The sequence below is a fragment of the Oceanimonas sp. MB9 genome (assembly GCF_011319775.1).
Lineage (GTDB): Bacteria > Pseudomonadota > Gammaproteobacteria > Enterobacterales > Aeromonadaceae > Oceanimonas > Oceanimonas doudoroffii.
The window spans coordinates 827,502-848,921 of sequence record NZ_VFBE01000009.1 but is presented as its reverse complement, the minus strand read 5'-3'; the positions used below and the strand labels follow the sequence as shown (position 1 = coordinate 848,921).

Annotated in this window: 24 protein-coding genes; 20 read left to right on the top strand and 4 right to left on the bottom strand. The window is 62.1% G+C overall.

Annotated features, from left to right (window positions below):
- The first annotated feature begins 9 nt into the window (after positions 1 to 9).
- The 12 genes from elyC to gloA all read left to right on the top strand — a co-directional run bounded on the left by elyC (position 10) and on the right by gloA (position 10,771).
- Positions 10 to 786, top strand: coding sequence for an envelope biogenesis factor ElyC (gene elyC, locus OJHNALOF_RS15285; RefSeq protein ID WP_370462333.1), 777 nt, complete (start codon positions 10 to 12; stop codon positions 784 to 786).
- Positions 787 to 887: 101 nt separating this feature from the next.
- Positions 888 to 1,640 carry a triose-phosphate isomerase gene (gene tpiA / locus OJHNALOF_RS15280; protein WP_165662537.1) on the top strand — a complete coding sequence of 251 codons (753 nt, stop codon included), beginning with the start codon at positions 888 to 890 and terminating at the stop codon, positions 1,638 to 1,640.
- A 127-nt stretch (positions 1,641 to 1,767) separates the two neighbouring features.
- Positions 1,768 to 2,730 carry a 6-phosphofructokinase gene (pfkA, locus tag OJHNALOF_RS15275; RefSeq protein ID WP_094199225.1) on the top strand — a complete coding sequence of 321 codons (963 nt, stop codon included), beginning with the start codon at positions 1,768 to 1,770 and terminating at the stop codon, positions 2,728 to 2,730.
- 265 nt (positions 2,731 to 2,995) lie between these two features.
- Positions 2,996 to 3,721 carry a sulfite exporter TauE/SafE family protein gene (locus OJHNALOF_RS15270; protein WP_094199224.1) on the top strand — a complete coding sequence of 242 codons (726 nt, stop codon included), beginning with the start codon at positions 2,996 to 2,998 and terminating at the stop codon, positions 3,719 to 3,721.
- 78 nt (positions 3,722 to 3,799) lie between these two features.
- A complete protein-coding gene (rsxA, locus tag OJHNALOF_RS15265) occupies positions 3,800 to 4,381 on the top strand; it encodes an electron transport complex subunit RsxA (RefSeq protein WP_094200521.1) in 582 nt (193 codons plus the stop codon).
- Between the two features lies 1 nt (position 4,382).
- A complete protein-coding gene (gene rsxB, locus OJHNALOF_RS15260) occupies positions 4,383 to 4,937 on the top strand; it encodes an electron transport complex subunit RsxB (protein ID WP_165662536.1) in 555 nt (184 codons plus the stop codon).
- Entirely contained in the window at positions 4,938 to 7,295 is a 2,358-nt protein-coding gene (gene rsxC / locus OJHNALOF_RS15255; RefSeq protein ID WP_165662535.1) for an electron transport complex subunit RsxC, read from the top strand.
- On the top strand, positions 7,295 to 8,344 hold the full coding sequence (gene rsxD / locus OJHNALOF_RS15250; protein ID WP_094199221.1) for an electron transport complex subunit RsxD: 1,050 nt from the start codon (positions 7,295 to 7,297) through the stop codon (positions 8,342 to 8,344). Before rsxC ends, rsxD begins: the two co-directional genes overlap by 1 nt.
- Complete coding sequence (gene rsxG / locus OJHNALOF_RS15245; RefSeq protein ID WP_165662534.1) at positions 8,344 to 8,976, top strand: electron transport complex subunit RsxG; 633 nt, start codon at positions 8,344 to 8,346, stop codon at positions 8,974 to 8,976. Before rsxD ends, rsxG begins: the two co-directional genes overlap by 1 nt.
- Positions 8,973 to 9,668 carry an electron transport complex subunit E gene (locus OJHNALOF_RS15240; protein ID WP_094199219.1) on the top strand — a complete coding sequence of 232 codons (696 nt, stop codon included), beginning with the start codon at positions 8,973 to 8,975 and terminating at the stop codon, positions 9,666 to 9,668. Before rsxG ends, OJHNALOF_RS15240 begins: the two co-directional genes overlap by 4 nt.
- The gene (gene nth / locus OJHNALOF_RS15235; protein ID WP_094199218.1) at positions 9,665 to 10,309 is read left to right on the top strand and encodes an endonuclease III; all 645 of its coding nucleotides are present in this window, start codon (positions 9,665 to 9,667) and stop codon (positions 10,307 to 10,309) included. Before OJHNALOF_RS15240 ends, nth begins: the two co-directional genes overlap by 4 nt.
- Before the next feature lie 54 nt (positions 10,310 to 10,363).
- A complete protein-coding gene (gene gloA, locus OJHNALOF_RS15230) occupies positions 10,364 to 10,771 on the top strand; it encodes a lactoylglutathione lyase (RefSeq protein WP_094199217.1) in 408 nt (135 codons plus the stop codon).
- A gap of 204 nt (positions 10,772 to 10,975) precedes the next feature.
- On the opposite strand, the gene cysB is transcribed toward gloA, so the two are convergent.
- Positions 10,976 to 11,950 (bottom strand): HTH-type transcriptional regulator CysB, encoded by a 975-nt coding sequence (gene cysB, locus OJHNALOF_RS15225; protein WP_094199216.1) that lies wholly within the window; start codon positions 11,948 to 11,950, stop codon positions 10,976 to 10,978.
- Between the two features lie 202 nt (positions 11,951 to 12,152).
- Here cysB and OJHNALOF_RS15220 point away from each other — a divergent pair, with 202 nt between their 5' ends.
- Both OJHNALOF_RS15220 and OJHNALOF_RS15215 read left to right on the top strand, forming a co-directional pair.
- Positions 12,153 to 12,911, top strand: a complete 759-nt coding sequence (locus OJHNALOF_RS15220) for a DNA repair ATPase (RefSeq protein WP_094199215.1) — start codon at positions 12,153 to 12,155, stop codon at positions 12,909 to 12,911.
- Positions 12,912 to 12,916: 5 nt separating this feature from the next.
- Positions 12,917 to 13,459 (top strand): VOC family protein, encoded by a 543-nt coding sequence (locus tag OJHNALOF_RS15215; protein ID WP_240919746.1) that lies wholly within the window; start codon positions 12,917 to 12,919, stop codon positions 13,457 to 13,459.
- A 105-nt stretch (positions 13,460 to 13,564) separates the two neighbouring features.
- Here the strand turns inward: OJHNALOF_RS15215 and OJHNALOF_RS15210 are convergent, their stop codons facing one another.
- Positions 13,565 to 14,761, bottom strand: a complete 1,197-nt coding sequence (locus OJHNALOF_RS15210) for an MFS transporter (protein WP_165662532.1) — start codon at positions 14,759 to 14,761, stop codon at positions 13,565 to 13,567.
- Between the two features lie 96 nt (positions 14,762 to 14,857).
- Here OJHNALOF_RS15210 and OJHNALOF_RS15205 point away from each other — a divergent pair, with 96 nt between their 5' ends.
- From OJHNALOF_RS15205 to OJHNALOF_RS15180, 6 genes are all read left to right on the top strand, one after another.
- A complete protein-coding gene (locus OJHNALOF_RS15205; RefSeq protein WP_370462339.1) occupies positions 14,858 to 15,760 on the top strand; it encodes a LysR family transcriptional regulator in 903 nt (300 codons plus the stop codon).
- A 30-nt stretch (positions 15,761 to 15,790) separates the two neighbouring features.
- Complete coding sequence (locus OJHNALOF_RS15200) at positions 15,791 to 16,357, top strand: DUF2796 domain-containing protein (RefSeq protein ID WP_165662530.1); 567 nt, start codon at positions 15,791 to 15,793, stop codon at positions 16,355 to 16,357.
- A 1-nt stretch (position 16,358) separates the two neighbouring features.
- On the top strand, positions 16,359 to 17,045 hold the full coding sequence (locus OJHNALOF_RS15195; RefSeq protein WP_094199210.1) for an ABC transporter ATP-binding protein: 687 nt from the start codon (positions 16,359 to 16,361) through the stop codon (positions 17,043 to 17,045).
- Positions 17,039 to 18,286 (top strand): ABC transporter permease, encoded by a 1,248-nt coding sequence (locus OJHNALOF_RS15190; protein WP_165662529.1) that lies wholly within the window; start codon positions 17,039 to 17,041, stop codon positions 18,284 to 18,286. Before OJHNALOF_RS15195 ends, OJHNALOF_RS15190 begins: the two co-directional genes overlap by 7 nt.
- 17 nt (positions 18,287 to 18,303) lie before the next feature.
- Positions 18,304 to 18,762 (top strand): DUF3299 domain-containing protein, encoded by a 459-nt coding sequence (locus tag OJHNALOF_RS15185; protein WP_165662612.1) that lies wholly within the window; start codon positions 18,304 to 18,306, stop codon positions 18,760 to 18,762.
- A gap of 111 nt (positions 18,763 to 18,873) precedes the next feature.
- A complete protein-coding gene (locus OJHNALOF_RS15180) occupies positions 18,874 to 19,464 on the top strand; it encodes a LysE family translocator (protein ID WP_165662528.1) in 591 nt (196 codons plus the stop codon).
- Here OJHNALOF_RS15180 and OJHNALOF_RS15175 read toward each other — a convergent pair.
- Positions 19,446 to 20,267 carry an AraC family transcriptional regulator gene (locus OJHNALOF_RS15175; RefSeq protein ID WP_165662527.1) on the bottom strand — a complete coding sequence of 274 codons (822 nt, stop codon included), beginning with the start codon at positions 20,265 to 20,267 and terminating at the stop codon, positions 19,446 to 19,448. The two genes, OJHNALOF_RS15180 and OJHNALOF_RS15175, sit on opposite strands and share 19 nt — an antisense overlap.
- Positions 20,255 to 21,322, bottom strand: a complete 1,068-nt coding sequence (locus OJHNALOF_RS15170) for a nitronate monooxygenase family protein (RefSeq protein WP_165662526.1) — start codon at positions 21,320 to 21,322, stop codon at positions 20,255 to 20,257. The genes OJHNALOF_RS15175 and OJHNALOF_RS15170 overlap by 13 nt, the downstream gene beginning before the upstream one ends.
- Between the last annotated feature and the right edge of the window lie 98 nt (positions 21,323 to 21,420).

The following is a 21,420-nucleotide window of genomic DNA, read 5'->3' as shown; positions in this document are numbered from 1 at the left end:
GGTTAACAAATGCGAGAGTGCATGCCCTTCCTCTTTTTGGCGAAAAAATGGCTGGGAAGCCTGCTTTTACCCCTGCCCCTGCTGCTTTTTTTGGCGTTGTTTGGTGTGATCCTGCTGCTGATGCGCCATAAACGCAGTGGAATACTCTTGGTTGCACTGCCGTTTCTGGCATTAGTGCTGCTCGGCACGCGGCCCGTGGCCAACGCGCTGATGGCTCCGCTGGAAAGCACCTATGCCCCCTTTGAGGCGGGCACCGGACCGGTGGATGACATTATCGTGCTGGGGGCGGCCCAGGTCGCCGATCCGCGCCTGCCGTTGTTAAGCCAGCTGGGCAATGCCGCCCTGGCGCGCATCAGCGAAGGGATCAGGCTGGCTCATGCCCACCCCGAGGCCCGGCTGATTGTCAGCGGCTATGCCGGTGGCGAAGGCCGCTCCAGCGCCGAGCTTTATGGCGAAGTGGCGCAAGCCTTTGGTATTGAGGCCACTCGCATCGTGATGCTGCCCGAGCCCAAGGACACCGCCGAGGAAGCCGCCGCCATCGCGCCATTGATCGCCGGCCGCCGGGCGGTGCTGGTGAGTTCGGCCAGCCACCTGCCCCGTGCCATGGCGCTGTTTGCCGCCGAAGGGGAGCATCCCGTTCCCGCTCCCATAGATCATCAGGCCAGGGAAAGCGCCGGCACCCTGCCGCTTTATACCTATTTGCCGCGGGCCCGCTATCTGGAGCGCAGCGAGCTGGCCTGGCACGAATACCTGGGCCGGTTGTGGATGCGCCTGGGTGGACAATGAGCCGACTTGGTTGAAAAATTACATCAAACTTTGGCCCGCCTCGTGGTTTGGCGCGGGCCGAATCCCTATAATGCCCCCATTTGACTGAAAGGAAACCACTTATGCGACAGACTCTGGTAATGGGTAACTGGAAGCTCAACGGCAGCAAGGCCATGGTGAGCGAGCTGATTTCTGCCCTCAAGGCCCCCGCCGCCGAAAGCGACAAGGTAGCCGTGGCGGTGTGCCCGCCGGTGCTGTTCCTCGGCCAGGCCGAAGCAGAACTCGCCGGCAGTGCCATCGCCCTGGGCGCCCAGGACGCCGACGTGCACAACAGCGGCGCCTTTACCGGCGAGAACGCCCCGGCCATGTACAAGGAATTCGGCGTGAAATACGTGCTGGTGGGCCACAGCGAGCGCCGCACCCTGCACGGCGAGTCCGATGCGGTGGTGGCCGCCAAGTTCGCCGCCGTGCTCGAGCAGGCGCTGGTGCCGGTGCTGTGCATTGGCGAAACCCTGGAGCAGTTTGAAGCGGGTGAGACTCAAGAAGTGGTTGAACGCCAGCTGCAGGCGGTGATCGATCAGTGTGGCATCGAGGCCCTGGGCCGCAGCGTGATTGCCTATGAGCCGGTATGGGCCATTGGCACCGGCAAAACCGCCACTCCCGAGATTGCGCAGGGTGTGCACAGTGCCATTCGCGCCTTTCTGGCCAAACAGAACGCCAATGTGGCCGCCGGCGTGCAGATTCTGTACGGTGGTTCGGTCAAGGGTGACAGCGCCGCCGGCCTGTTCGCCATGGAAGACATCGACGGTGCCCTGGTGGGCGGCGCGGCGCTGAAGGCCGACGAGTTTGCCGCCATTATTCGCGCCGGCGCATAAGGTTCGAATGTTGTGAATTCGCTGCGCTCATCGCCAACCTACGCCGGTCCTGGTAGGTTGGAATGAGGCACGAATTCCAACATTCTGTGGGCAACGCCTGCATGACGGAATGAAAGCGAGGAACTATATGATCAAACGAATTGGTGTGCTCACCAGCGGCGGTGATGCCCCCGGCATGAACGCCGCCATTCGCGCCGTGGTGCGTGCCGGCCTGCATCACGGGCTGGAGGTGTTTGGCATTCAGAACGGGTATGCGGGGCTGCATCAGGATCAGATAGTTCCCCTCGACCGCCATAGTGTGTCGGACGTGATCACTCGGGGTGGCACCTTTCTGGGCTCAGCCCGCTTTCCCGAATTCAAGGAAGAAGCGGTTCGGGTCGAGGCGGTGCAGAACCTGAAAAAGCACGGCATCGACGGCCTGGTGGTGATCGGCGGCGACGGCTCCTACATGGGCGCCATGCGGCTGACCGAGATGGGCTTTCCCTGCATCGGCATTCCCGGCACCATCGACAACGACATTGCCGGCACCGACTACACCATTGGCTTTGATACCGCCCTCAACGTGGCGGTGGAAGCCATTGACCGGCTGCGCGATACCTGCAGCTCGCACAACCGCATTTCGGTGGTGGAGATCATGGGCCGCCACTGTGGCGATCTCACCTCCTCTGCCGCCGTGGCCGGGGGCGCGGAATACGTGATCGTGCCCGAGGTAGCCTTTGATCAGCACGAGCTGATCCAGCAGATCCACGAAGGGGTGGCCAAAGGCAAAAAGCACGCCATTGTGGCCATCTGCGAAAACGTCTGCGACGTCAATCAGCTTGCAAAGGACATTCAGGCCGCCACCGGCCGGGACACCCGCGCCACCATTCTGGGTCACATTCAGCGCGGCGGCACGCCCACGGCGGCGGATCGCATCATGGCCAGCCGCATGGGCGCCCACGCCGTGGAGCTGCTGCTGGAAGGCCTGGGCGGGCGCTGCATGGGGCTGCAGAACAACCATATCGTGCACCACGATATCATCGACTGCATCAAGCACCTGCGCCGTCCGTTCAACGAAGAAATGTATCAGCTGTCGAACACGCTGTTCTGAGTTACAACGTCACTCCCGCGAAGGCGGGAGTCCATTTCACAGCCAGCGCCGTATTCAAACCAGCGTATAATTTTCAGACAACAGCGGCGCCTGCCCCTGGATGCCCGCCTTCGCGGGCATGACGAATATCTGGTAACTCCGCACACATTACCGACCGTATTTGGTGCCAGCCCACATTATTGATAATACCAGCGCCGATTCGGCTTCTGATTGTCACAGGCAATGGCCATAATGGCCCCATTCCCTTATTTTTGCCGAGCCAACCATGACCCAAGTGGACACTTTCACTCTTGTTCTGGCCGCCCTGGCCTGCTTCACCGGCGCCTATGTGCAGACCGCCATTGGCTTTGGCATGGCGGTGGTGGCCGCCCCCATTCTGTTTTATCTGGATCCCGCCCTGGTACCCGGCCCGCTGATGCTGGTGCTGCTGGTCATGTGCCTGGTGAACGGCTGGCGTTTTCGCAAGGGGCTGGAGCTCAACCTGCTGGCGCCGGCGCTGCTGGCGCGCGTACCCGGCAGTGCCGTGGGGGTATGGCTGCTGATGGTGCTGCCCATCAAGTGGCTGGCGGTGCTGATTGCCATCACCATCATGCTGGGCGTGGTGGTGCGGCTGAAAGACGTGGCCCTGCCCATGACCAAGGCCAATATGGCCCTGGGGGGGTTTCTCTCCGGGGTGATGGGCACCAGCACCACCATAGGCGGCCCGCCCATGGTGCTGGTGATGCACGGCGCCGACATGCACCGCATTCGTGCCAACCTGGCGGGCTTTTTTGTGGTGTCTACCCTGATGTCGGTGGGGGCCCTGACCACCGGTGGTTTTCTGACCCAGGCGCACCTGGAGATGGCCCTGCCCCTGGCCCCCGCCGCCCTGCTGGGCAACTGGGTGGCGGTGCGCAGCCTGCACCTGGTGTCGCGCCCGGTCATGCATTATGGCTCGTTGTCGCTCTGTACCCTTGCCGTGATCGGTATGTTAATCAATACCTTGACCTGAAACTGCGGGCCACCGCCATTGTTAAACGAGGCATAAAGTCCGATAATACCGGCCGTCTTTCTGGATTGCCGAGTGATCATGTCTGAATACCTGCTGCTGTTTGTCGGCACCGTGCTGGTCAACAACTTCGTTCTGGTGAAGTTTCTTGGCCTGTGTCCCTTTATGGGGGTGTCGGGCAAGCTGGAAACCGCCATTGGCATGGGCCTGGCCACCACCTTTGTGCTGACCCTGGCCGCCGCCTGCTCCTATCTGGTGAACCAGTACATACTGATGCCGCTGGATCTGCTCTACCTGCGCACCCTGTCGTTCATTCTGGTGATCGCCGTGGTGGTGCAGTTCACCGAAATGGTGGTGCACAAAACCAGCCCCACCCTGTATCGCCTGCTGGGCATCTTTCTGCCACTGATCACCACCAACTGCGCCGTGCTGGGTGTGGCCCTGCTCAACATCAACGAGCAGCACAACTTTATGCAGAGCCTGGTTTACGGCTTTGGCGCGGCGCTGGGCTTTTCCCTGGTATTGGTGCTGTTTGCCGCCATGCGCGAGCGCCTGGCCGGTGCCGATGTGCCCGCCCCCTTTCGCGGCCCGGCGCTGGCCATGATCACCGCCGGCCTGATGTCGCTGGCCTTTATGGGCTTTACCGGACTGGTCAGGTTCTGAGATGACACACATTCTTATCGCCATTGTTGTGCTGGCGCTGCTGGCACTGATCTTCGGGCTGGTGCTCGGTTTTGCCGCCGTGCGTTTTCGCGTGGAGTCGGATCCCATCGTCGAGCAGCTCGACGAACTGCTGCCGCAAACCCAGTGCGGCCAGTGCGGCTATCCCGGCTGCCGTCCCTATGCCGAGGCCGTGGCCAACGGGGACGACATCAACAAATGTGTGCCCGGCGGCGACGCCACCATGCGCAAAATGGCCGATCTCATGGGGGTCGAGCCCCAGGCCATGGGCGAGGAAGCCGCCGAGCCGGTGAAAAAGATCGCCTTTATTCACGAAGACATGTGCATTGGCTGCACCAAGTGTATTCAGGCCTGCCCGGTGGACGCCATTGTCGGCTCCACCAAGGCGCTGCACACCGTGATTGTCAGTGAGTGTACCGGCTGTGATCTGTGCGTGGATCCCTGCCCCACCGACTGTATTGAAATGGTGCCGGTGAAGGTTACCCCCGACAACTGGAAATGGCAGCTCGAGCCCATTGCCATCAAGCAGGTAAATTAAATGTCGCTGTTAGCGAATCTTCAGGCAGGCAAACTGCACGACTTTCATGGCGGCATTCATCCGCCCGAGCGCAAGGCGCCGGCCAATATCAACCCCATCGTCGACGCCGGCCTGCCCGACGAGCTGGTGCTGCAAATTCGCCAGCATATCGGCCAGCCCGCCCGACTGCGGGTCAAGGTGGGCTCCCGGGTGCTCAAGGGCGAGCGCCTGACCGACGCCGACAACCCCATGATGATTCCGGTGCATGCCCCCACCTCGGGCACCGTTGTCGCCATTGAGCACCGCCCGTTGTGTCATCCGTCCGGACTGGATGGCGAGTGCGTCATTGTCGCCCCCGACGGCAAGGACGAATGGCGCCCGCGCTTTCCCATGAGCGATATCGAGGCCCTCGGCGCCGACGTACTGCTGGAACGCATTCATGAGTCCGGCATCACCGGCCTGGGCGGCGCCGGCTTTCCGGCCCACGTCAAACTGCGCCCGCGCAAAAAGGCCATTGAAACCCTGATCATCAATGCCGTGGAGTGCGAACCCTATATCAGCGCCGACGACCGGCTGATGCGCGAGCACGCCGGTGACATTCTTCACGGCGTGGCCATTTTGCGCCAGATTGTGCAGCCCGGGCTGACCGTAATTGCGGTGGAAGACAACAAGCCCGAGGCCCTGGCCGCGCTCCGTGAAGCCAATACCAGCGAGCAGGTACTGGTGGTGCCCGTGCCCACCAAATACCCCTCTGGCGGTGAAAAGCAGCTGATTGAAATCATTACCGGCCAGCAGGTGCCCCACAACGGCCTGCCCGCCGACATTGGCATTGTGGTGCAGAACGTGGGCACCGCCTTTGCAGTGAAACGCGCGGTGATCGACGACGAGCCGCTGATCCAGCGGGTGGTCACCATTGCCGGCGAATGTTTTGCGGAAAAGTGCAATGCCTGGGTACGCATTGGCACCCCGGTGCGCTACCTGCTCAAGCGCTTTGGTTTTACCCCCGGCCCCGAGCCCAGGGTGATCATGGGCGGCCCCATGATGGGCTTTACCCTGCATACCGCCGCCGCCCCGGTGATCAAGGGCAGCAACTGTGTGCTGGCGCCCAGCCAGCATGAGCTGTCGCCGCCGGTGGAAGAGCAGCCCTGTATTCGCTGCAGCCAGTGTGCCGATGCCTGCCCGGCCAGCCTGCTGCCCCAGCAGTTGTACTGGCATGCCAGGGCCAATGAACACGACAAGCTCAACAGCCACAACCTGTTCGACTGTATTGAGTGCGGCGCCTGCGCCTGGGTATGCCCCAGCCAGATCCCGCTGGTGCAGTATTACCGGGTAGCCAAGGCCGACATTCGTCAGGCCCAGCGGGAAGCGGAGCTGGCCGAGCACGCCAAGAAACGCTTTGAGGCCCGCCAGGCCCGGCTGGAACGGGAAAAGGTGGAACGTCAGGAGCGCCAGCAAAAGGCCGCCGCCGAACGCAAGGCGCGCATGGCCGAACAGGCGGCCGCCGGTGGCGAAGATCCGGTGGCGGCTGCCCTGGCCCGGGTCAAGGCCCGCCAGCAGGCTGAAAGCACCGACGACATGGCCGCCGCCCGCGCCGCCCGCAAGGAAGAAGCCCGTCGCAACCGGGAGCGCAAGGCAGCCGTTGCCGCGGCACCGGCGACCGATGACAAATCCTCTGCGGTAGCCGCTGCTATCGCCCGGGCCAAGGCGCGCAAGGCCGCCCAGACCGACACCGGCAGCGAGGTGCCGGCCAGCGCTGCCGCCGACGATAAAAAATCGGCCGTGGCCGCTGCGGTAGCCCGCGCCAAGGCCCGTAAGGCGGCACAGCAGGCAGAGCAAGGCGAACCCGCAGAGACAGACGCCCCTGTCGACGATAAAAAGGCCGCGGTGGCTGCCGCCGTCGCCCGCGCCAAGGCCCGCAAGGCGGCACAGCAGGCCGAGCAAAATGAACCGGCCGAAGCCGACGCCCCCGTCGACGATAAAAAGGCCGCGGTGGCCGCCGCCGTCGCTCGTGCCAAGGCCCGCAAGGCGGCACAGCAGGCCGAGCAAAGCGAACCGGCCGAGGCCGACGCCCCCGCCGACGACAAAAAGGCCGCGGTGGCTGCCGCCGTCGCTCGTGCCAAGGCCCGCAAGGCGGCACAGCAGGCCGAGCAAAATGAACCGGCCGAAGCCGACGCCCCCGTCGACGACAAGAAAGCCGCAGTAGCGGCCGCCATTGCCCGCGCCAAGGCGCGCAAAGCCGCCAAGGAATCAGAGCAGGTCGAGGGCAAGGACGCGCCCGCCGATGACGACAAAAAGGCCGCCATTCGTGCCGCCGTGGCCAAGGCCAAGGCGCGACGTGCCGCGGCGTCCAACCAATCAGAACCGGAAGACGAGTCCTAATGGGTTTTCACATCAGCAGTTCACCCCATGATCACGCCCCCCTCAGCACCAATGCGCTGATGCGCCGGGTTTGCTACTGCCTGCTGCCGGGCATTGCCGTGCAGTGGTGGTTTTTTGGCTGGGGCAGCCTGGTGCAGATTGCCCTGGCCGTGCTCACCGCCTACGCCGCCGAGGGCCTGGTGCTCAAGCTGCGTCAACGTCCCCTGGGCATTTTACGCGACAACTCGGCTCTGCTTACCGCCCTGCTTATCGGCATTGCCATTCCGCCGCTGGCCCCCTGGTGGCTGGTGGTGATCGGCACCGCCTTTGGCATTATCGTGGCCAAGCAACTTTATGGCGGCCTGGGCCAGAACCTGTTCAACCCGGCCATGGTGGCCTATGTGCTGTTGCTGGTGTCGTTTCCGTTGCCCATGACCAGCTGGCTGCCGCCGCTGGAGCTGCAGCAATATCCGCCGGGGCTGGCCGACAGCCTGTCGGCCATTTTTACCGGCTTTACCCTGGATGGCTTCAGCCCCCATCAACTGCGGGAGCTGGCAGATGGCACCACCATGGCCACCCCCCTCGACACCCTGAAAACCGGCTTTACCCAGGGGCATACCGCCGGCGAGATGCTGCAGCAGCCCATTTTTGGCGGCCTGGCCGGCATCGGCTGGCAATGGGTTAACCTGGCCTACCTGGCCGGCGGTCTGGCCCTGCTGCGCCTGCGGCTCATCAGCTGGCCCATTCCGGTGGCCATGCTGGGAACCCTGGCGGTACTCAGCCTGCTGGGCTTTATGATCTCGCCCGACACCACCGCCGGCCCGCTGATGCAGCTGTTTTCCGGCGCCACCATGCTGGGGGCCTTCTTTATCGCCACCGATCCGGTGTCGGCGTCCACCACCTTCAAGGGCCGGTTGGTTTACGGCGCCTTGATTGGCCTGCTGGTATACCTCATTCGCACCTTTGGCGGCTATCCCGACGCCATCGCCTTTGCGGTGCTGCTGGCCAACCTGACGGTGCCGATGATCGACAGCCTGACCAAACCCGCCACCTACGGAGTCCGCCGCTGATGCTGGAGACGATGCGCAAAAACGGCCTGGTGCTGGCCGCCTTCGCCCTGGTGTGTACCGCCCTGGTGGCGGTGACCAACAGCCTGACCCGCAACACCATTATCGAGCAGGAGCAGGCCCAGCTGCTGGCGGTGCTGAATGAGCTGCTGCCGGCACATACCCACGACGAGCCGTTGTATGAACATTGCGTGCTGGTGGAAAGCACGCAATACCTGGGCAGCGCCTCTCCTCTGCCGGCGTTTACCGCCGTCAAGGACGGCGAAGTGCAGGGCCATGCCATTGAGGCCATTGCCCCCGACGGTTACAGTGGTGAAATCAAGCTGGTGGTGGGCGTGAACGCCGACGGCACCCTTTCCGGTGTACGCGTGCTCAACCACAACGAAACCCCGGGTCTGGGCGACAAAATCGAGCTGAAAAAATCCGACTGGCTGCTCGACTTTGACGGCCAGCAGCTGAACGGCGCCGAGGACCCACGCTGGGCGGTGCGCAACGACGGCGGCCAGTTCGACGCCTTTACCGGCGCCACCATTACCCCCCGGGCCGTGGTAGGCGCGGTGCGCAGAGTGCTGCTGCTGGTGAATGAACAGCCCGGCCTGCTGAGCGAGGCGCCTCGCTGCGGAGAACAGATATGAACGAGCAACACAAAGACATTATTCGCCAGGGCCTGTGGGGCAACAACCCGGCACTGGTGCAAATCCTCGGGTTATGCCCGGTGCTGGCGGTGACCAATACCCTGACCAACGCCCTGGGGCTTGGCATTGCCACCCTGCTGGTACTGGTGGGCTCCAACCTCAGCGTGTCACTGGTGCGCCAGTGGGTGCCGAGCGAGGTGCGCATTCCCATCTATGTGATGATTATTGCCAGCCTGGTGACCTGTGTGCAGTTGCTGATGAACGCCTTTACCTATGGCCTGTATCAGTCGCTGGGTATCTTTATTCCGCTGATCGTCACCAACTGCGTGATCATCGGCCGGGCCGAAGCCTTTGCTTCAAAAAACAGTGCCCCCCTGGCGGCGCTGGACGGCCTGATGATGGGCCTTGGCTTTACCGCCGTGTTGCTGGTGCTGGGCGGCCTGCGTGAACTGCTGGGCATGGGCACCCTGTTTGACGGCGCCGAGCTGCTGCTGGGCGACTGGGCCGCAGGCTTGCGTATGGACGTGCTGCACCTGGACAACGGCTTTTTGCTGGCCATTCTGCCCCCGGGCGCCTTTATTGGCCTCGGCCTGCTGATCGCCGCCAAAAACTGGCTCGACGGCCGGCTGGCGGCCCGCCGCGCTCCCGCTCCCAAGGCCGAAGTCACCCGAGCACGAGTAACCTCACTATGAACATGGAAAAACGCCGGCAAATTCTGGAACGGCTGCGGGCGGAAAACCCGCACCCGACCACCGAGCTCAACTTTAACAACCCCTTTGAACTGCTGATTGCGGTGCTGCTCTCGGCCCAGGCCACCGATGTGAGCGTAAACAAGGCCACCATTGGGCTGTTTGCCGCCGGCCCCACCCCGGCGGCCATGCTGGCCCTGGGCGTGGACGGGGTGAAGGCGCATATCAAGACCATCGGCCTGTTCAATTCCAAGGCCGAAAACGTCATCAAGACCTGTGCCATACTGCTGGACAAGCACGGCGGCGAGGTGCCGGAAAATCGCGAAGCCCTGGAAGCCCTGCCCGGCGTGGGCCGCAAAACCGCCAACGTGGTGCTCAACACTGCCTTTGGCTGGCCCACCATTGCCGTGGACACCCATATTTTCCGGCTGGCCAACCGCACCCGTTTTGCCCCCGGCAAGAACGTGGACGAAGTGGAGCAAAAACTGCTGAGGTGGGTGCCCGCCGAGTTCAAACTCGACGTGCACCACTGGTTTATTCTGCACGGCCGTTATGTCTGCACCGCACGCAAGCCCCGCTGTGGCGCCTGCGTGATCGAGGATTTGTGCGAATTCAAGGACAAGCAATACCCGGCGGGAGAATAAGCACGCCCCGGCGTGCCCTTTTACATTAACCGAACAATAACGGGAGCAATGATCATGCGTATTCTGCACACCATGCTGCGAGTGGGTAACCTGGACAAGTCCATCGCCTTTTATACCGACATCATGGGCATGAAACTGCTGCGCACCAGCGAAAACACCGAATATGAATACACCCTGGCCTTTGTCGGCTACGGCGACGAGAAAGACGAAGCGGTACTGGAGCTGACCTACAACTGGGGCACCGAACACTACGATCTGGGCAACGCCTACGGCCATATCGCCATTGAGGCGGAAGACATTGTCGGCATGTGCGAGCAGATCCGCGCCGCCGGCGGCAAGGTTACCCGCGAGCCGGGCCCGGTCAAGGGCGGCACTACCGTGATTGCCTTTGTGGAAGACCCGGATGGCTACAAGATCGAACTGATCGCCAAAAAAGACGCCGGCCAGGGACTCGGGGAATAACCCCAGCTGTCAGCTTTAAACCGAACGAAGGGCCTGCAGGCACAATACCGTGCCTGCAGGCCTTTTTGTTGTCATTCCGGCCTCCGAGGGCTGTAGGTTGGCAATGAGCGCAGCGAATTCCAACATTTCACCGCCGCCTTCGTGTTGCGATTCGCTACGCTCATCACAACCTACTTCTGACCGCTTACAGCTCCCCGAAGGGGTTCAGCGCATGGGCAGTTCGACATCCTCAAACAGCTTTTCGATGTCGTCGGGGGATTTCAGGGTAATGGCCTTGTCGACCCGCTCCCGGGTCAGGTGGGGAGCAAAGCGTTCCATAAAGTCGTACATGTAGCTGCGCAGGAAGGTGCCCTTGCGAAAACCGATTTTGGTGGTGCTGGGCGCGAACAGGTGACCGGCGTCGATCGCCACCAGATCGCTGTCTTCCTTCGGATCTACCGCCATGCTGGCGAGCACGCCGATGCCAATCCCCAGGCGCACATAGGTCTTGATCACATCGGCGTCGGTGGCGGTAAACACTACCCGCGGCTCGTAGCCGGCCCGATTAAAGGCCACATCGAGCTGGGAGCGACCGGTAAAACCAAACACATAGGTTACCAGCGGAAAGCCGGCAATGTCGGCGATACTGGGCTTGCTGATGGTGGCCAGGGGATGATCCTTGGGCACCAGAATGCAGCGGTTCCAGTGGTAACAGGGCAGCATGATCAAGTCCTGATACAAATGCATGGCCTCGGTGGCGATGGCAAAGTCGGAGGAGCCCTTGGACACCGACTCGCTGATCTGCACCGGTGTGCCCTGATGCATGTGCAGCGACACCCTGGGGTAGCGTTCAATAAAGCCCTTGATCACCTCGGGCAGGGCATAACGGGCCTGGGTATGGGTGGTGGAAATATTGAGCGAGCCCTGATCCGGGTGGGTGTGCTGGCTGGCCACGGCCTTGATGCTTTCCACCTTGCCGAGGATCTCGCCGGCGATGCGAATAATATCACGGCCGGCCGGGGTGATTTGGGTCAGGTGCTTGCCGCTGCGTTCAAATACCTGAATGCCCAGCTCGTCTTCAAGCATGCGCACCTGCTTGCTGATACCGGGCTGGGAGGTGTAAAGGCTCTCGGCGGTGGCGGAAACATTGAGATTATGGTTGGCAACTTCGACGATGTAGCGCAACTGCTGAAGTTTCATGGTGGTCCAGATTCTTGGTGACTTGTGTAAATACTATCAGACCTTGGCAAAAGATCCTCTGCATTGGTGTCGTTCGGGAATATTAATGCGGTGCTAACGAACTGAATCAACTCCGTTTATTAACGGACGGCGTTAGCCAAAGCCTCACCAGTGGGGTAACATTTCCATTCACGCTGACTCATTTTAAGCGAGCCGTTTGCCGATGATCCTGACCCTGGTACTGATAACCATAGGCGCCCTGCTGTTTCTTGTGATCGTGTACAACATACTGCAGCAATACCGCCAGAAGCAGACGGCGGAAAAGCGCAGCCTGCTGCTGCGAAACAGCCAGATTATCAGTGAAACCGAGGAGCTGTTGCTCAATGCCGGCCAGCTGCCCTTCAGCCGGGCCCTGGTTCTGTTGTTGTACCAGCGCATCCACCATTGCCTGCGCGCCATGGCCGAGGCCGACCCAGGCAACGCCCAGTATCAGGCCCGCCTGAACAGCGTGCGCCAGCAGCTGACCGAGGCAAAGGAGAATTACCCGCCGGTGCAGGGCTCTTTCAAGCAGCCCGACTCGGATCAGCAGGCCCTGCACATGCTCAAACTGGTCAAGCGCCTGCGCCACGTGGTGAGGCTGGAGCACAACAGGGGCAAGGTAGGCACCCAGGCCTTTGTGCTGGAAGACCGCCGGCTGGAGCTGCTGCAACTCAAGATTAACCTCTCCAACCTGCTCAAACGCATTCGCATGGCCATCGGCAATCGCGAGACCGCCCTCGCCCGGCAGATGCTGGAAAAGGGTCAGAAGATACTGCGGGATCTGCCCGACAAGGACGAACAGCTGATGCAGGTAGAAGAAACCCTGCAGGAATGGCTGAGGGATCTCGACACCAAACAACTCCAGGCGGTTCAGCAAAAGGAAGAGCAGGAAAACGAAAAGTCCGAGCTCGACATGCTGTTTGAGCCCAAACGCAAATGGTAAGCCCCATGCCTTCCCTCCATGCCCTGCTGGGCAATACCGACGCCTTCTTTGCCGAGCTGGCCAACGGCCTGGCCGACCATGGCCTGCCCGCAACCCTGGGCCCCATGGATCACCTCTGCTACCGCGCCGCCAGCAATGACGAATATATCAGTCTGAAAGACAGGTTATCGGCCCATGGCCAAGTGCTGGTGGAAGGCATGATCGGCGGTCGGCCCATTATCACCTATGCCCTGCACCGGCCGCTGGCCAGCCCCTTTGGCCCCGTACCCTGCCTGGAGCTGGCCGCCCCCAAAGCGGGTAAACGCCACTCAACCGGACTGGAACATGGGGAAATCGTGGTGCCCAACCTCACCGCCCTGCTTGAAACCTACCCGCAGGTGCCCTTTGAGCAAAAGGGCCTGCCCGATGAGCTCACCCTTTCCCTGCCTCCGTTGCAGGTTAAGTTTCACCGCCGGTCTCTGGCCGACACCATTGCCCATGAAATAACCAACGGGCTGGTGGTGCCCGTGCCGAGTGGATATTTTCAGCGGCAGACGCGCGAAGGGTGAGACATATATGTATGTTGGCATAACTAATCGGTTGGCAATCAACGATGTGAATTCCGCCACCAAGGAGCCTGCGGCAGGCTGACATTCGCCAAGGCTCATTCCAGGCTACTGAAGCGTACTGGCCATCTCTCGCCGTTCATGGCCCCTCAGCCGCCAGGCCAGGAAGCCGGTCACCGTCATAACCGCAATCAGGCCCAGGGTGACACCGGGCAAGCCTGCCGCCAGCCAAAAGGGATAGAGATAAAGACCGCCCAGGCTGGCACCGGCGTAGTAAAACACCAGATAAAGGGAGGATGCCAGCGCCCTGTCCTGAGTCACGCTGCGCCCTACCCAGCTGCTGGCACAGGCATGAGACAGGAAAAAGGCAAAGCTGTCTATCAGCAGCGAAGCGATGATCACCGGCAACCGTTCGCTGAGCAGCCCCAGGCTGCCCAGCGCCATGATGCCGATGGCCCCCAGCAGGGTATTGCACAAACCAAACCTGCGAACCAGAACACCGCTTACGCCGGACGCCAGGGTGCCGGTCAGGTAGGTCAGGAACAGCAACCCCAGGGCCGCCGGCGCCAGGGCAATGGGCGGTGCCGACAAGTGAAAGGCCACATAGGTGTACTGATTGAGGAACACCATAAAATTGAGCCCGCCCACCAGATATACCGGCCACAGCAGGGGATTTCGCACATGAGCCAGCAGGGCGGCACTACCCTGCCCCTTTGGTGCCGGCACAAAGCAACGGGACGGGGGCAACAGCCGGGGCAACAGTCCCCACAACAGCAGGCTGATGCCGCTCAGCAACAAAAAGCTGGCCTGCCAGTGCCCGGCCAGCTCGGCCACCAGCCCGCCAAACACCCGCCCGGCAATACCGCCGAGGGAGTTGGCGGCAATGTAAATGCCAATGCTGGTCACCAGCGCCCTGGGGGTAAATTCTTCCCCCATGTAGGCCACCGCCGTGGCCGGCAGGCCCGCCAGAAAAAATCCCTGCAATCCACGCAACAACACCAGGCTGACAAATCCCGGCGCCCAGGCCAGGCTCAACCCCAGCAACAGGGCCACCAGCAGGGTACCCAGCATCACGCGACGGCGACCCAGGCGGTCGGCGATGCGCGCCCAGAACAACAGGCCTGCCGCCAGTCCCAGGGTAGACGCCGACAGTGCCCAGCCAGCCCCCAGCGCCGACAGCGAAAAGTCCCGCGCCAGCCAGGGCAGCAATGGCTGGGCCACGTAGAGGTTGACGAACACCAGCACCGAGCCCAGTCCCAGGGCCAGGGTGGCTCGCCACCAGAGGGCGGTATTCAGATCGGTCATGGCAGGGCTCCGGGAAAATTCCTGTATTGACCTTACGCCGAAGCAGAAAATAAGTTAAATACATTAAAATTATTAATTTCATAAGGTCACGTTATGATTGATCCGCGCTGGTTGCGTCAGTTTGCCGCCGTGGCCCACACCGGCAACATCACGCGGGCCGCCGAGCAGCTGCACCTGGCTCAGCCGGCGGTCACCATGACCATCAAGAAGCTGGAGCACCAGCTGGGACTAACCCTGTTTGAACGCCGTCAGGGCCGGCTTCACCTCACCACCGAAGGCGAGCGCCTGCACGAGCATGCCGAGCGTATTCTGGGCGCCCTGGCACTGGCCGAGCAGGATATGACGGCGCTACATGATCTCAACGCCGGTGAAGTGACCATTGGCATTCCCAGCATGCTGGGCACGTTTTATTTTCCACCACTGCTAATGGCCTTTAAGCATCGCTATGCGGGGCTGAACATTGTGGTTGAAGAAGCCGGCACCCAGAGCCTGCAGGCAAAGTTGCTGACCGGTCGGCTCGGGCTCGGTATTGCGCTGACGGCAGATCTGCCCGCCGGCCTGTGCAGCCAGCCCCTGCTGCGGGAAGAAATGGTGGCGGTGGTGGCGAAGGATCACCCCTTTGCCCGGCACCAACGCCTTGCCCTCGATGATTTTTTGCAGGAGGAGCTGGCGTTGTTTCATCACGGCTTTCACCACCGGGAATACATTGACGACATGGCCCGACAGCGCAATATTCGGCCACGCATCGGCTTTGAGAGCAACCTGATCCCCCTGCTCAAGGCGGTGGTGCGACAGGGCTTTGCGGTGACCTCGTTTTTGCGCATGGCGGTGGAAAACGACGATGATCTGGTGCCCATCTCCTTTGAAACGCCCTATTTTCTCGACCTGTGTCTGGCCTGGCCCGCCGAGCGGCAACTGTCCCGGGCCGAGCAGGCCTTTATCGACTTTATGCGCGAGCAGCCCGCGCACCTTTACAGCCAAGGCGAAGATTCGTTATAACATAACAAATTTAGCCTACCGGAGAATCGAATGAATCTTAAACCCCTGGCCCTGGCCGTTGCCGTACTGCCCCTTACCCTGGCCGCCAACACCCAGCTGGGTGTGCACGAGCATGGCTTTGGCCAACTCAACCTGGCTCAGGACGGCAATCACCTGGTGCTGGAGCTGTTTGCCCCCGCCGCCGACATTGTGGGTTTTGAACATAATCCCACTACCAGCGAAGACAAGGCCGCCTTTGATCACGCCATAAACAAGGCCCGGGATGGCGCCGCGCTGTTCAGCCTGACCCCCACCGCCGGCTGCACCCTGACCGACGTCGCCCATGCCAACGGCGATGAACACCACCACGACGACCATGCCGACCATGATGGCGAACACAAGCATCACCATGATGATGAACATGATGGCGAACATGGCCACAAGGACATCAGCCTGAGTTATCACTACCAGTGCAGCCAGCCCGATGCGCTGTCCGGCATCGAGGTAAGCCTGTTTGAACAGTTCCCCAGCTTTACCCGCATTGAGCTGCAGGGCATTCTGCCAACCGGTCAGGTGGCCGCCACCCTGACCCCGGACCAAGCCCAGGCCAGCTGGTAACATGACTCCGTTGATCGCCATTCGCAATCTGTATTTCGCCTGGCCCGGCCAGCCCGCCCTGCTCAATATTGGCGAGCTGACCCTGGCGCCGGGCGAACGGCTCTTTATCAAGGGCCCAAGCGGCAGCGGCAAGAGCACCCTGCTTGGCCTGCTGGCGGGCATTCACGCCGCCCCCCGCGGATCGCTGCACATTCTCGAGCAGGATCTGGGTGCCCTGTCGGCACACAAGCGGGACCGTTTTCGGGCCGATCACCTGGGTTATATCTTTCAGCAGTTCAACCTGCTGCCCTTTCTCTCTGTAGTGGAAAACGTGACCGCCGCGCTGACCTTTTCACGGTACAAGCGCCGGCGGCTGACCGCCCCCGCCGAGCAGGAAGCCAAACGCCTGCTCGCGGCCCTGCAACTGCCCGACGCGCTGTGGCAACAGCCGGTGCATCAGCTCAGCATCGGCCAGCAGCAGCGGGTGGCCGCCGCCCGGGCCCTGATCGGTCGCCCCGAGCTGGTCATTGCCGATGAGCCCACCTCGGCGCTGGACGCCGACAGTCGCGCCGCCTTTATGGCGCTGCTGTTTGCCGAATGCGACCATCAGGGCAGCGGCCTGGTGTTTGTCAGCCACGATACCGGCCTGGAGCCGTTGTTTTCCCGAGTGGAATCCCTCAAGGCACTGAACGGAGCAACCTCATGCTGAGCCTGGCCTTTAAAAGTTTGTGGTCACGCCGGCTGACCGCCGGCCTGACGGTGCTGGCCATTGCCATCAGCGTGCTGCTGCTGGTGGGCGTCAACAAGGTGCGCACCGAGCTGAAAGACAGCTTTGCCCGCACCATTTCGGGCACCGATCTGATCGTGGGCGCCCGCTCCGGGCAGATAAACCTGTTGCTGTATTCGGTGTTTCGCATCGGCAACCCCACCAACAACATCAGCTGGGAGTCCTACCAGCGCATTCGCCAGCAAAAGGGCGTGGCCTGGACGGTACCGCTGTCGTTGGGCGACTCCCACCAGGGTTACCGGGTGCTGGGCACCAGTGAAGACTATTTTCGTCATTACGCCTATGGCCGGCAGCAATCCCTTGAGCTCGCCAACGGACGCCCCTTTACCGACACCTTTGAGGCGGTGATCGGTGCCGAGGTGGCACGACAGCTCGGCTACCAACTGGGCGACGAGCTGATCATCGCCCACGGCGCCGGCAACACCTCGTTCAGCCTGCACGACGATCTGCCCTTTACCCTGGTGGGCATTCTCGCTCCCACCGGCACGCCGGTAGACAGAACCGTGCATATTCGCCTGGATGGGCTCGAAGCCATTCACCTGGGGTGGCAAAGTGGCCGCCAGACGCAACAACTGACCCCGACCGAGGCCCGCCAGGCCAGCCTTGAACCCGAAGCCATCACCGCCTTTCTGGTGGGGCTGGAAAACCGGGTGCTGGCCTTTGGCCTGCAGCGCAGCATCAACAATTACCGGGCCGAGCCGCTGTCGGCCATTCTGCCCGGCGCCGCCCTGCATGAGTTGTGGAGCATGATGAGCCTGGCGGAGCAGGCCATTGCCTTTATTGCCCTGTTTGTGGTGGTGGCCGGCCTGCTGGGCATGCTCACCACCCTGCTGGCCGGGCTCTCTGCCCGGCGCCGGGAACTGGCCATTTTGCGCGCCCTGGGTGCCGGGCCACGACATCTGTTTGCCCTGCTCACCCTGGAGGCAGCCCTGCTTACCCTGCTTGGCATTGGCCTGGGACTGTTGATACTCTACGGCATTCTGCTGGCGGCCGCGCCCCTGCTGCAGGCCCATTACGGGCTGCTGCTGACGCCGGGGCTGCCAACCATGGATGAGTGGCGCCTGCTGGCGGCCATCTGGGGAGCGGGCATAATTACCGGCCTGCTGCCGGCGGCCCAGGCCTTTCGCTATTCCCTTAACGACGGTATGAGTATCAAGCAGTGAAACTGACACACGCACTGATGGGGCTGGCACTGCTGGCCGGCCCCGCCCTGGCCGATGACTACCAGCTGACCGAGTGGGATGATCTGATCCCGCTGGAAGAGCAGCTGAACCCGCCCCCCTTTCCCGAGGTGGATCACGACGACGAACTCGCCATTCCCCTTCAGCCGGTGGGCAAAGTGGTGCCGGCACTCAATGGCAAAAAGATTCGGTTACCCGGTTTTGTGGTGCCGCTGGAAGGCGACAGCGAAAAGATCACCCAGTTCTTTCTGGTGCCCTATTTCGGCGCCTGCATTCACGTGCCGCCACCGCCCACCAACCAGATTGTCTACGTCAACTATCCCAAGGGCGCCAAAGTGGACGACCTGTGGGATGCGGTCTGGGTAACCGGCACCCTGAGCACGGTAAGTGCCAGCCATGACATTGCCGACGCGGCCTATTCGCTGGAAGGCGTCACCGTCGAACCCTACGATCTGTAAAGACACCGGGCGTCTGCCGCCCGGTGCTTTGCCATATCAATTTCGTTCAATATTTCCCTGCAGCACTCCTGCACACTGGCCCGGCTTTCAACCAGTATGCCAGGAGTATCCATGACCCTTTCCCTGATTTGGCCCATGTCGCTGTTCGCACTGGCCGCCTCCATCTCCCCCGGTCCCGTCAATCTGCTGTGTCTGAGCAGCGGCCTGCATCAGCCGTTAGCACGCGGGCTGCTCCTGGTTACCGGCGCCACCCTGGGGTTCGTCGTGCTGTTTCTGGCCATTGGGCTGGGGTTGCATGGTGTGTTGCAGGAACAGCCAGGCCTGATGCAGTGGCTGCACTGGGCCGGTGTCGGCTTTCTGCTTTACATGAGCATTAAGCTGGCTACCGCCTCAAGTAACCTGCCCGCCAGCGATGCCAGGGTGGCCCCGGGCTTGCTGACAGGAGCCCTGATGCAATGGCTCAATCCCAAGGCCTGGCTGGCATCGGCTTCCGGCATCGCCGTTTATACCGATGGCAGCCTGGCGCAAACCGGGCTGTTCGCCCTGCTCTATCTGCCTATCTGCTGGTGTTCGCTGATGTGCTGGCTGTGGCTGGGCAGCGGCCTGCGCCGCCATATCTCCAGCGCCCGCTGGCTGACCGTGCTGAACCGGCTGATGGCCCTGATGCTGGCCGCCAGTGGCCTCTACTTACTGCGATACTGAGCCGGCGTGGCGGCCACCAGTCGCTTGAAGGTACGCTGAAAATGCGCCTGATCGGAAAACCCCATATTGAGTGCCACCTCGGCGATAGGCACACCCGCCTTCAGTTGCCGCTGGCCATGCTGGACCCGTCGGTTGAGCAGGTAGGCATGGGGCGTAATGCCAAAGTGCTGCCTGAACACACGCACCAGATGGCCGGCGCTGTAGCCGCACTGGCAGCACAGCTCATCGAGTGACACCTCTTCAAGGCTGTGGGCGTCAAGGTAATCGGCCAACTGGCGCAGCCTTTTCGGCACCGGCGCTGGATACGGCACCGAATGTCCTGCCAGATGCTGCATCAGGCTTTCCAGATATTCCACCAGCGCCGTCTGCTTTTGCAGCAACGGCAGCCGGGGGCTCTGCAGACAGGCGGCTAACCGCAAATAGCCATCAAACCAGCGACGCTCGGCCACCACGGCGGTGCTGATGTCCCGCCAGTCTCGATCAGGCAGCAGACCGTTGTCAGCCCGAAGCCGGGTCAGCCAGGCGGTATCCACATACATCATGTAGTAGGCCCAGGGCTTGCCCTCAACGGGATTACAGGCATGCACCCAGTCCGGGTTCATCAATACCAGATTGCCGGCAGCGACACGATAACGGGCCTGGCGATACAAAAAGCTGCTTTCACCTGCAGTAATGGCACCCAGGGACCATTGGGGGTGACTGTGAGCCGCGTAACCGACAGCGCGCCCGTCATCGCTACGGCGCAGCTCTACCTGCGGCATGCGCGCATCCCGCCAGAATACGGGCGTGCTCAAGGCTGCCATCGCGCCTCTTGCACCAGGCTGGCCACCAGTTCGGCCGCCGGCATGGCCCTCGCCCGCGCCGCGCCCTGACCCGCCCAGTGGGCGGCGAAGTCATAGCAGCCCCGGACCACAGCGGCGCCATGCAGCCGCTTGGCCGCGTCATAGGCCACCGGATAGTCGGGCGGAGCTGGCGCCCCGGCCGATTCCGCATAGCGGATAAAGCGGTTAGCCAGCCCTCGCGCCGGACGACCGGAAAGGGTGCGGGTCAGCCGGGTCTGGTTCTCGCTGGCCTCGAGCAATTGCCGCCGGTAGGCGGCACTGGCCGCCGATTCCGGGCAGGCCACAAAGGCGGTACCCAGCTGCACCGCCGCGGCGCCCAAGGCCAGCATGCTTTGCATGTCCTGGCCATCCATGATGCCGCCGGCGGCGATCACCGGCCCACGACATTTCTCAGCCAGCAAGGCCACCAGCTCGGCGGTCGTCCATTGCGAGTCGGAAGCATCGGGGTCAAAAATGCCCCTGTGCCCGCCAGCCTCTATGCCCTGGGCCACAATGCCGTGAATGCCGGCGGCATCAATTTGCCGGGCTTCTTCCAGACTGGTGGCACTGGCCAGGGTGATCACCCCGGCATCGTGCAGCCGGTCGAGCAGTTGCGCAGCGGGCAGGCCGAAGTGAAAACTCACCACGGCCGGACGCAACTCCACCAGCAAATCCTGCATGGGCCGGTTGTGATTGAAACTGGTATAAATTTCTTCCAGCCGGGCCGGCGGCTCTATCCCCTGCTCGGCAAAAAGCGGCGTCAAATACGCCAGCCAGTCGGCTTCGAGTGACGCATTGCGGCGGGCCGGCGCATGGCAGAAGACATTCACGTTGAATGGCCTGTCGGTAAGTCGTTGCGTCTGTTCAATCTGGCGACGGGCCTCACTCACCGAGCTGGCACCGATACCGAGGGAGCCGAGACCACCGGCGTTGGACACGGCGGCGGCAAGCTCGGGCGTGGACACCCCCGCCATCGGGGCCTGAATTAGGGGGTAAGGTATTCCAAGCTGGTGCACAAGCGCGTGGCGTGGTGACATGGGCCTTCCTTTTCCGTCTCGATATGGGGCTTGTTCACCCTATAGCGCCCCACCATGAAAGACAATGGCATTCGAATCTCAAACCACACATCCCTGCC

What these genes read in the sequence shown, in the direction of transcription:
- elyC (WP_370462333.1), top strand. Translation starts at nt 10, where the DNA reads ATGCGAGAGTGCATGCCCTTCCTCTTTTTGGCGAAAAAATGGCTGGGA.
- tpiA (WP_165662537.1), top strand. Translation starts at nt 888, where the DNA reads ATGCGACAGACTCTGGTAATGGGTAACTGGAAGCTCAACGGCAGCAAG.
- pfkA (WP_094199225.1), top strand. Translation starts at nt 1,768, where the DNA reads ATGATCAAACGAATTGGTGTGCTCACCAGCGGCGGTGATGCCCCCGGC.
- OJHNALOF_RS15270 (WP_094199224.1), top strand. Translation starts at nt 2,996, where the DNA reads ATGACCCAAGTGGACACTTTCACTCTTGTTCTGGCCGCCCTGGCCTGC.
- rsxA (WP_094200521.1), top strand. Translation starts at nt 3,800, where the DNA reads ATGTCTGAATACCTGCTGCTGTTTGTCGGCACCGTGCTGGTCAACAAC.
- rsxB (WP_165662536.1), top strand. Translation starts at nt 4,383, where the DNA reads ATGACACACATTCTTATCGCCATTGTTGTGCTGGCGCTGCTGGCACTG.
- rsxC (WP_165662535.1), top strand. Translation starts at nt 4,938, where the DNA reads ATGTCGCTGTTAGCGAATCTTCAGGCAGGCAAACTGCACGACTTTCAT.
- rsxD (WP_094199221.1), top strand. Translation starts at nt 7,295, where the DNA reads ATGGGTTTTCACATCAGCAGTTCACCCCATGATCACGCCCCCCTCAGC.
- rsxG (WP_165662534.1), top strand. Translation starts at nt 8,344, where the DNA reads ATGCTGGAGACGATGCGCAAAAACGGCCTGGTGCTGGCCGCCTTCGCC.
- OJHNALOF_RS15240 (WP_094199219.1), top strand. Translation starts at nt 8,973, where the DNA reads ATGAACGAGCAACACAAAGACATTATTCGCCAGGGCCTGTGGGGCAAC.
- nth (WP_094199218.1), top strand. Translation starts at nt 9,665, where the DNA reads ATGAACATGGAAAAACGCCGGCAAATTCTGGAACGGCTGCGGGCGGAA.
- gloA (WP_094199217.1), top strand. Translation starts at nt 10,364, where the DNA reads ATGCGTATTCTGCACACCATGCTGCGAGTGGGTAACCTGGACAAGTCC.
- cysB (WP_094199216.1), bottom strand. Translation starts at nt 11,950, where the DNA reads ATGAAACTTCAGCAGTTGCGCTACATCGTCGAAGTTGCCAACCATAAT.
- OJHNALOF_RS15220 (WP_094199215.1), top strand. Translation starts at nt 12,153, where the DNA reads ATGATCCTGACCCTGGTACTGATAACCATAGGCGCCCTGCTGTTTCTT.
- OJHNALOF_RS15215 (WP_240919746.1), top strand. Translation starts at nt 12,917, where the DNA reads ATGCCTTCCCTCCATGCCCTGCTGGGCAATACCGACGCCTTCTTTGCC.
- OJHNALOF_RS15210 (WP_165662532.1), bottom strand. Translation starts at nt 14,761, where the DNA reads ATGACCGATCTGAATACCGCCCTCTGGTGGCGAGCCACCCTGGCCCTG.
- OJHNALOF_RS15200 (WP_165662530.1), top strand. Translation starts at nt 15,791, where the DNA reads ATGAATCTTAAACCCCTGGCCCTGGCCGTTGCCGTACTGCCCCTTACC.
- OJHNALOF_RS15195 (WP_094199210.1), top strand. Translation starts at nt 16,359, where the DNA reads ATGACTCCGTTGATCGCCATTCGCAATCTGTATTTCGCCTGGCCCGGC.
- OJHNALOF_RS15190 (WP_165662529.1), top strand. Translation starts at nt 17,039, where the DNA reads ATGCTGAGCCTGGCCTTTAAAAGTTTGTGGTCACGCCGGCTGACCGCC.
- OJHNALOF_RS15185 (WP_165662612.1), top strand. Translation starts at nt 18,304, where the DNA reads ATGGGGCTGGCACTGCTGGCCGGCCCCGCCCTGGCCGATGACTACCAG.
- OJHNALOF_RS15180 (WP_165662528.1), top strand. Translation starts at nt 18,874, where the DNA reads ATGACCCTTTCCCTGATTTGGCCCATGTCGCTGTTCGCACTGGCCGCC.
- OJHNALOF_RS15175 (WP_165662527.1), bottom strand. Translation starts at nt 20,267, where the DNA reads ATGGCAGCCTTGAGCACGCCCGTATTCTGGCGGGATGCGCGCATGCCG.
- OJHNALOF_RS15170 (WP_165662526.1), bottom strand. Translation starts at nt 21,322, where the DNA reads ATGTCACCACGCCACGCGCTTGTGCACCAGCTTGGAATACCTTACCCC.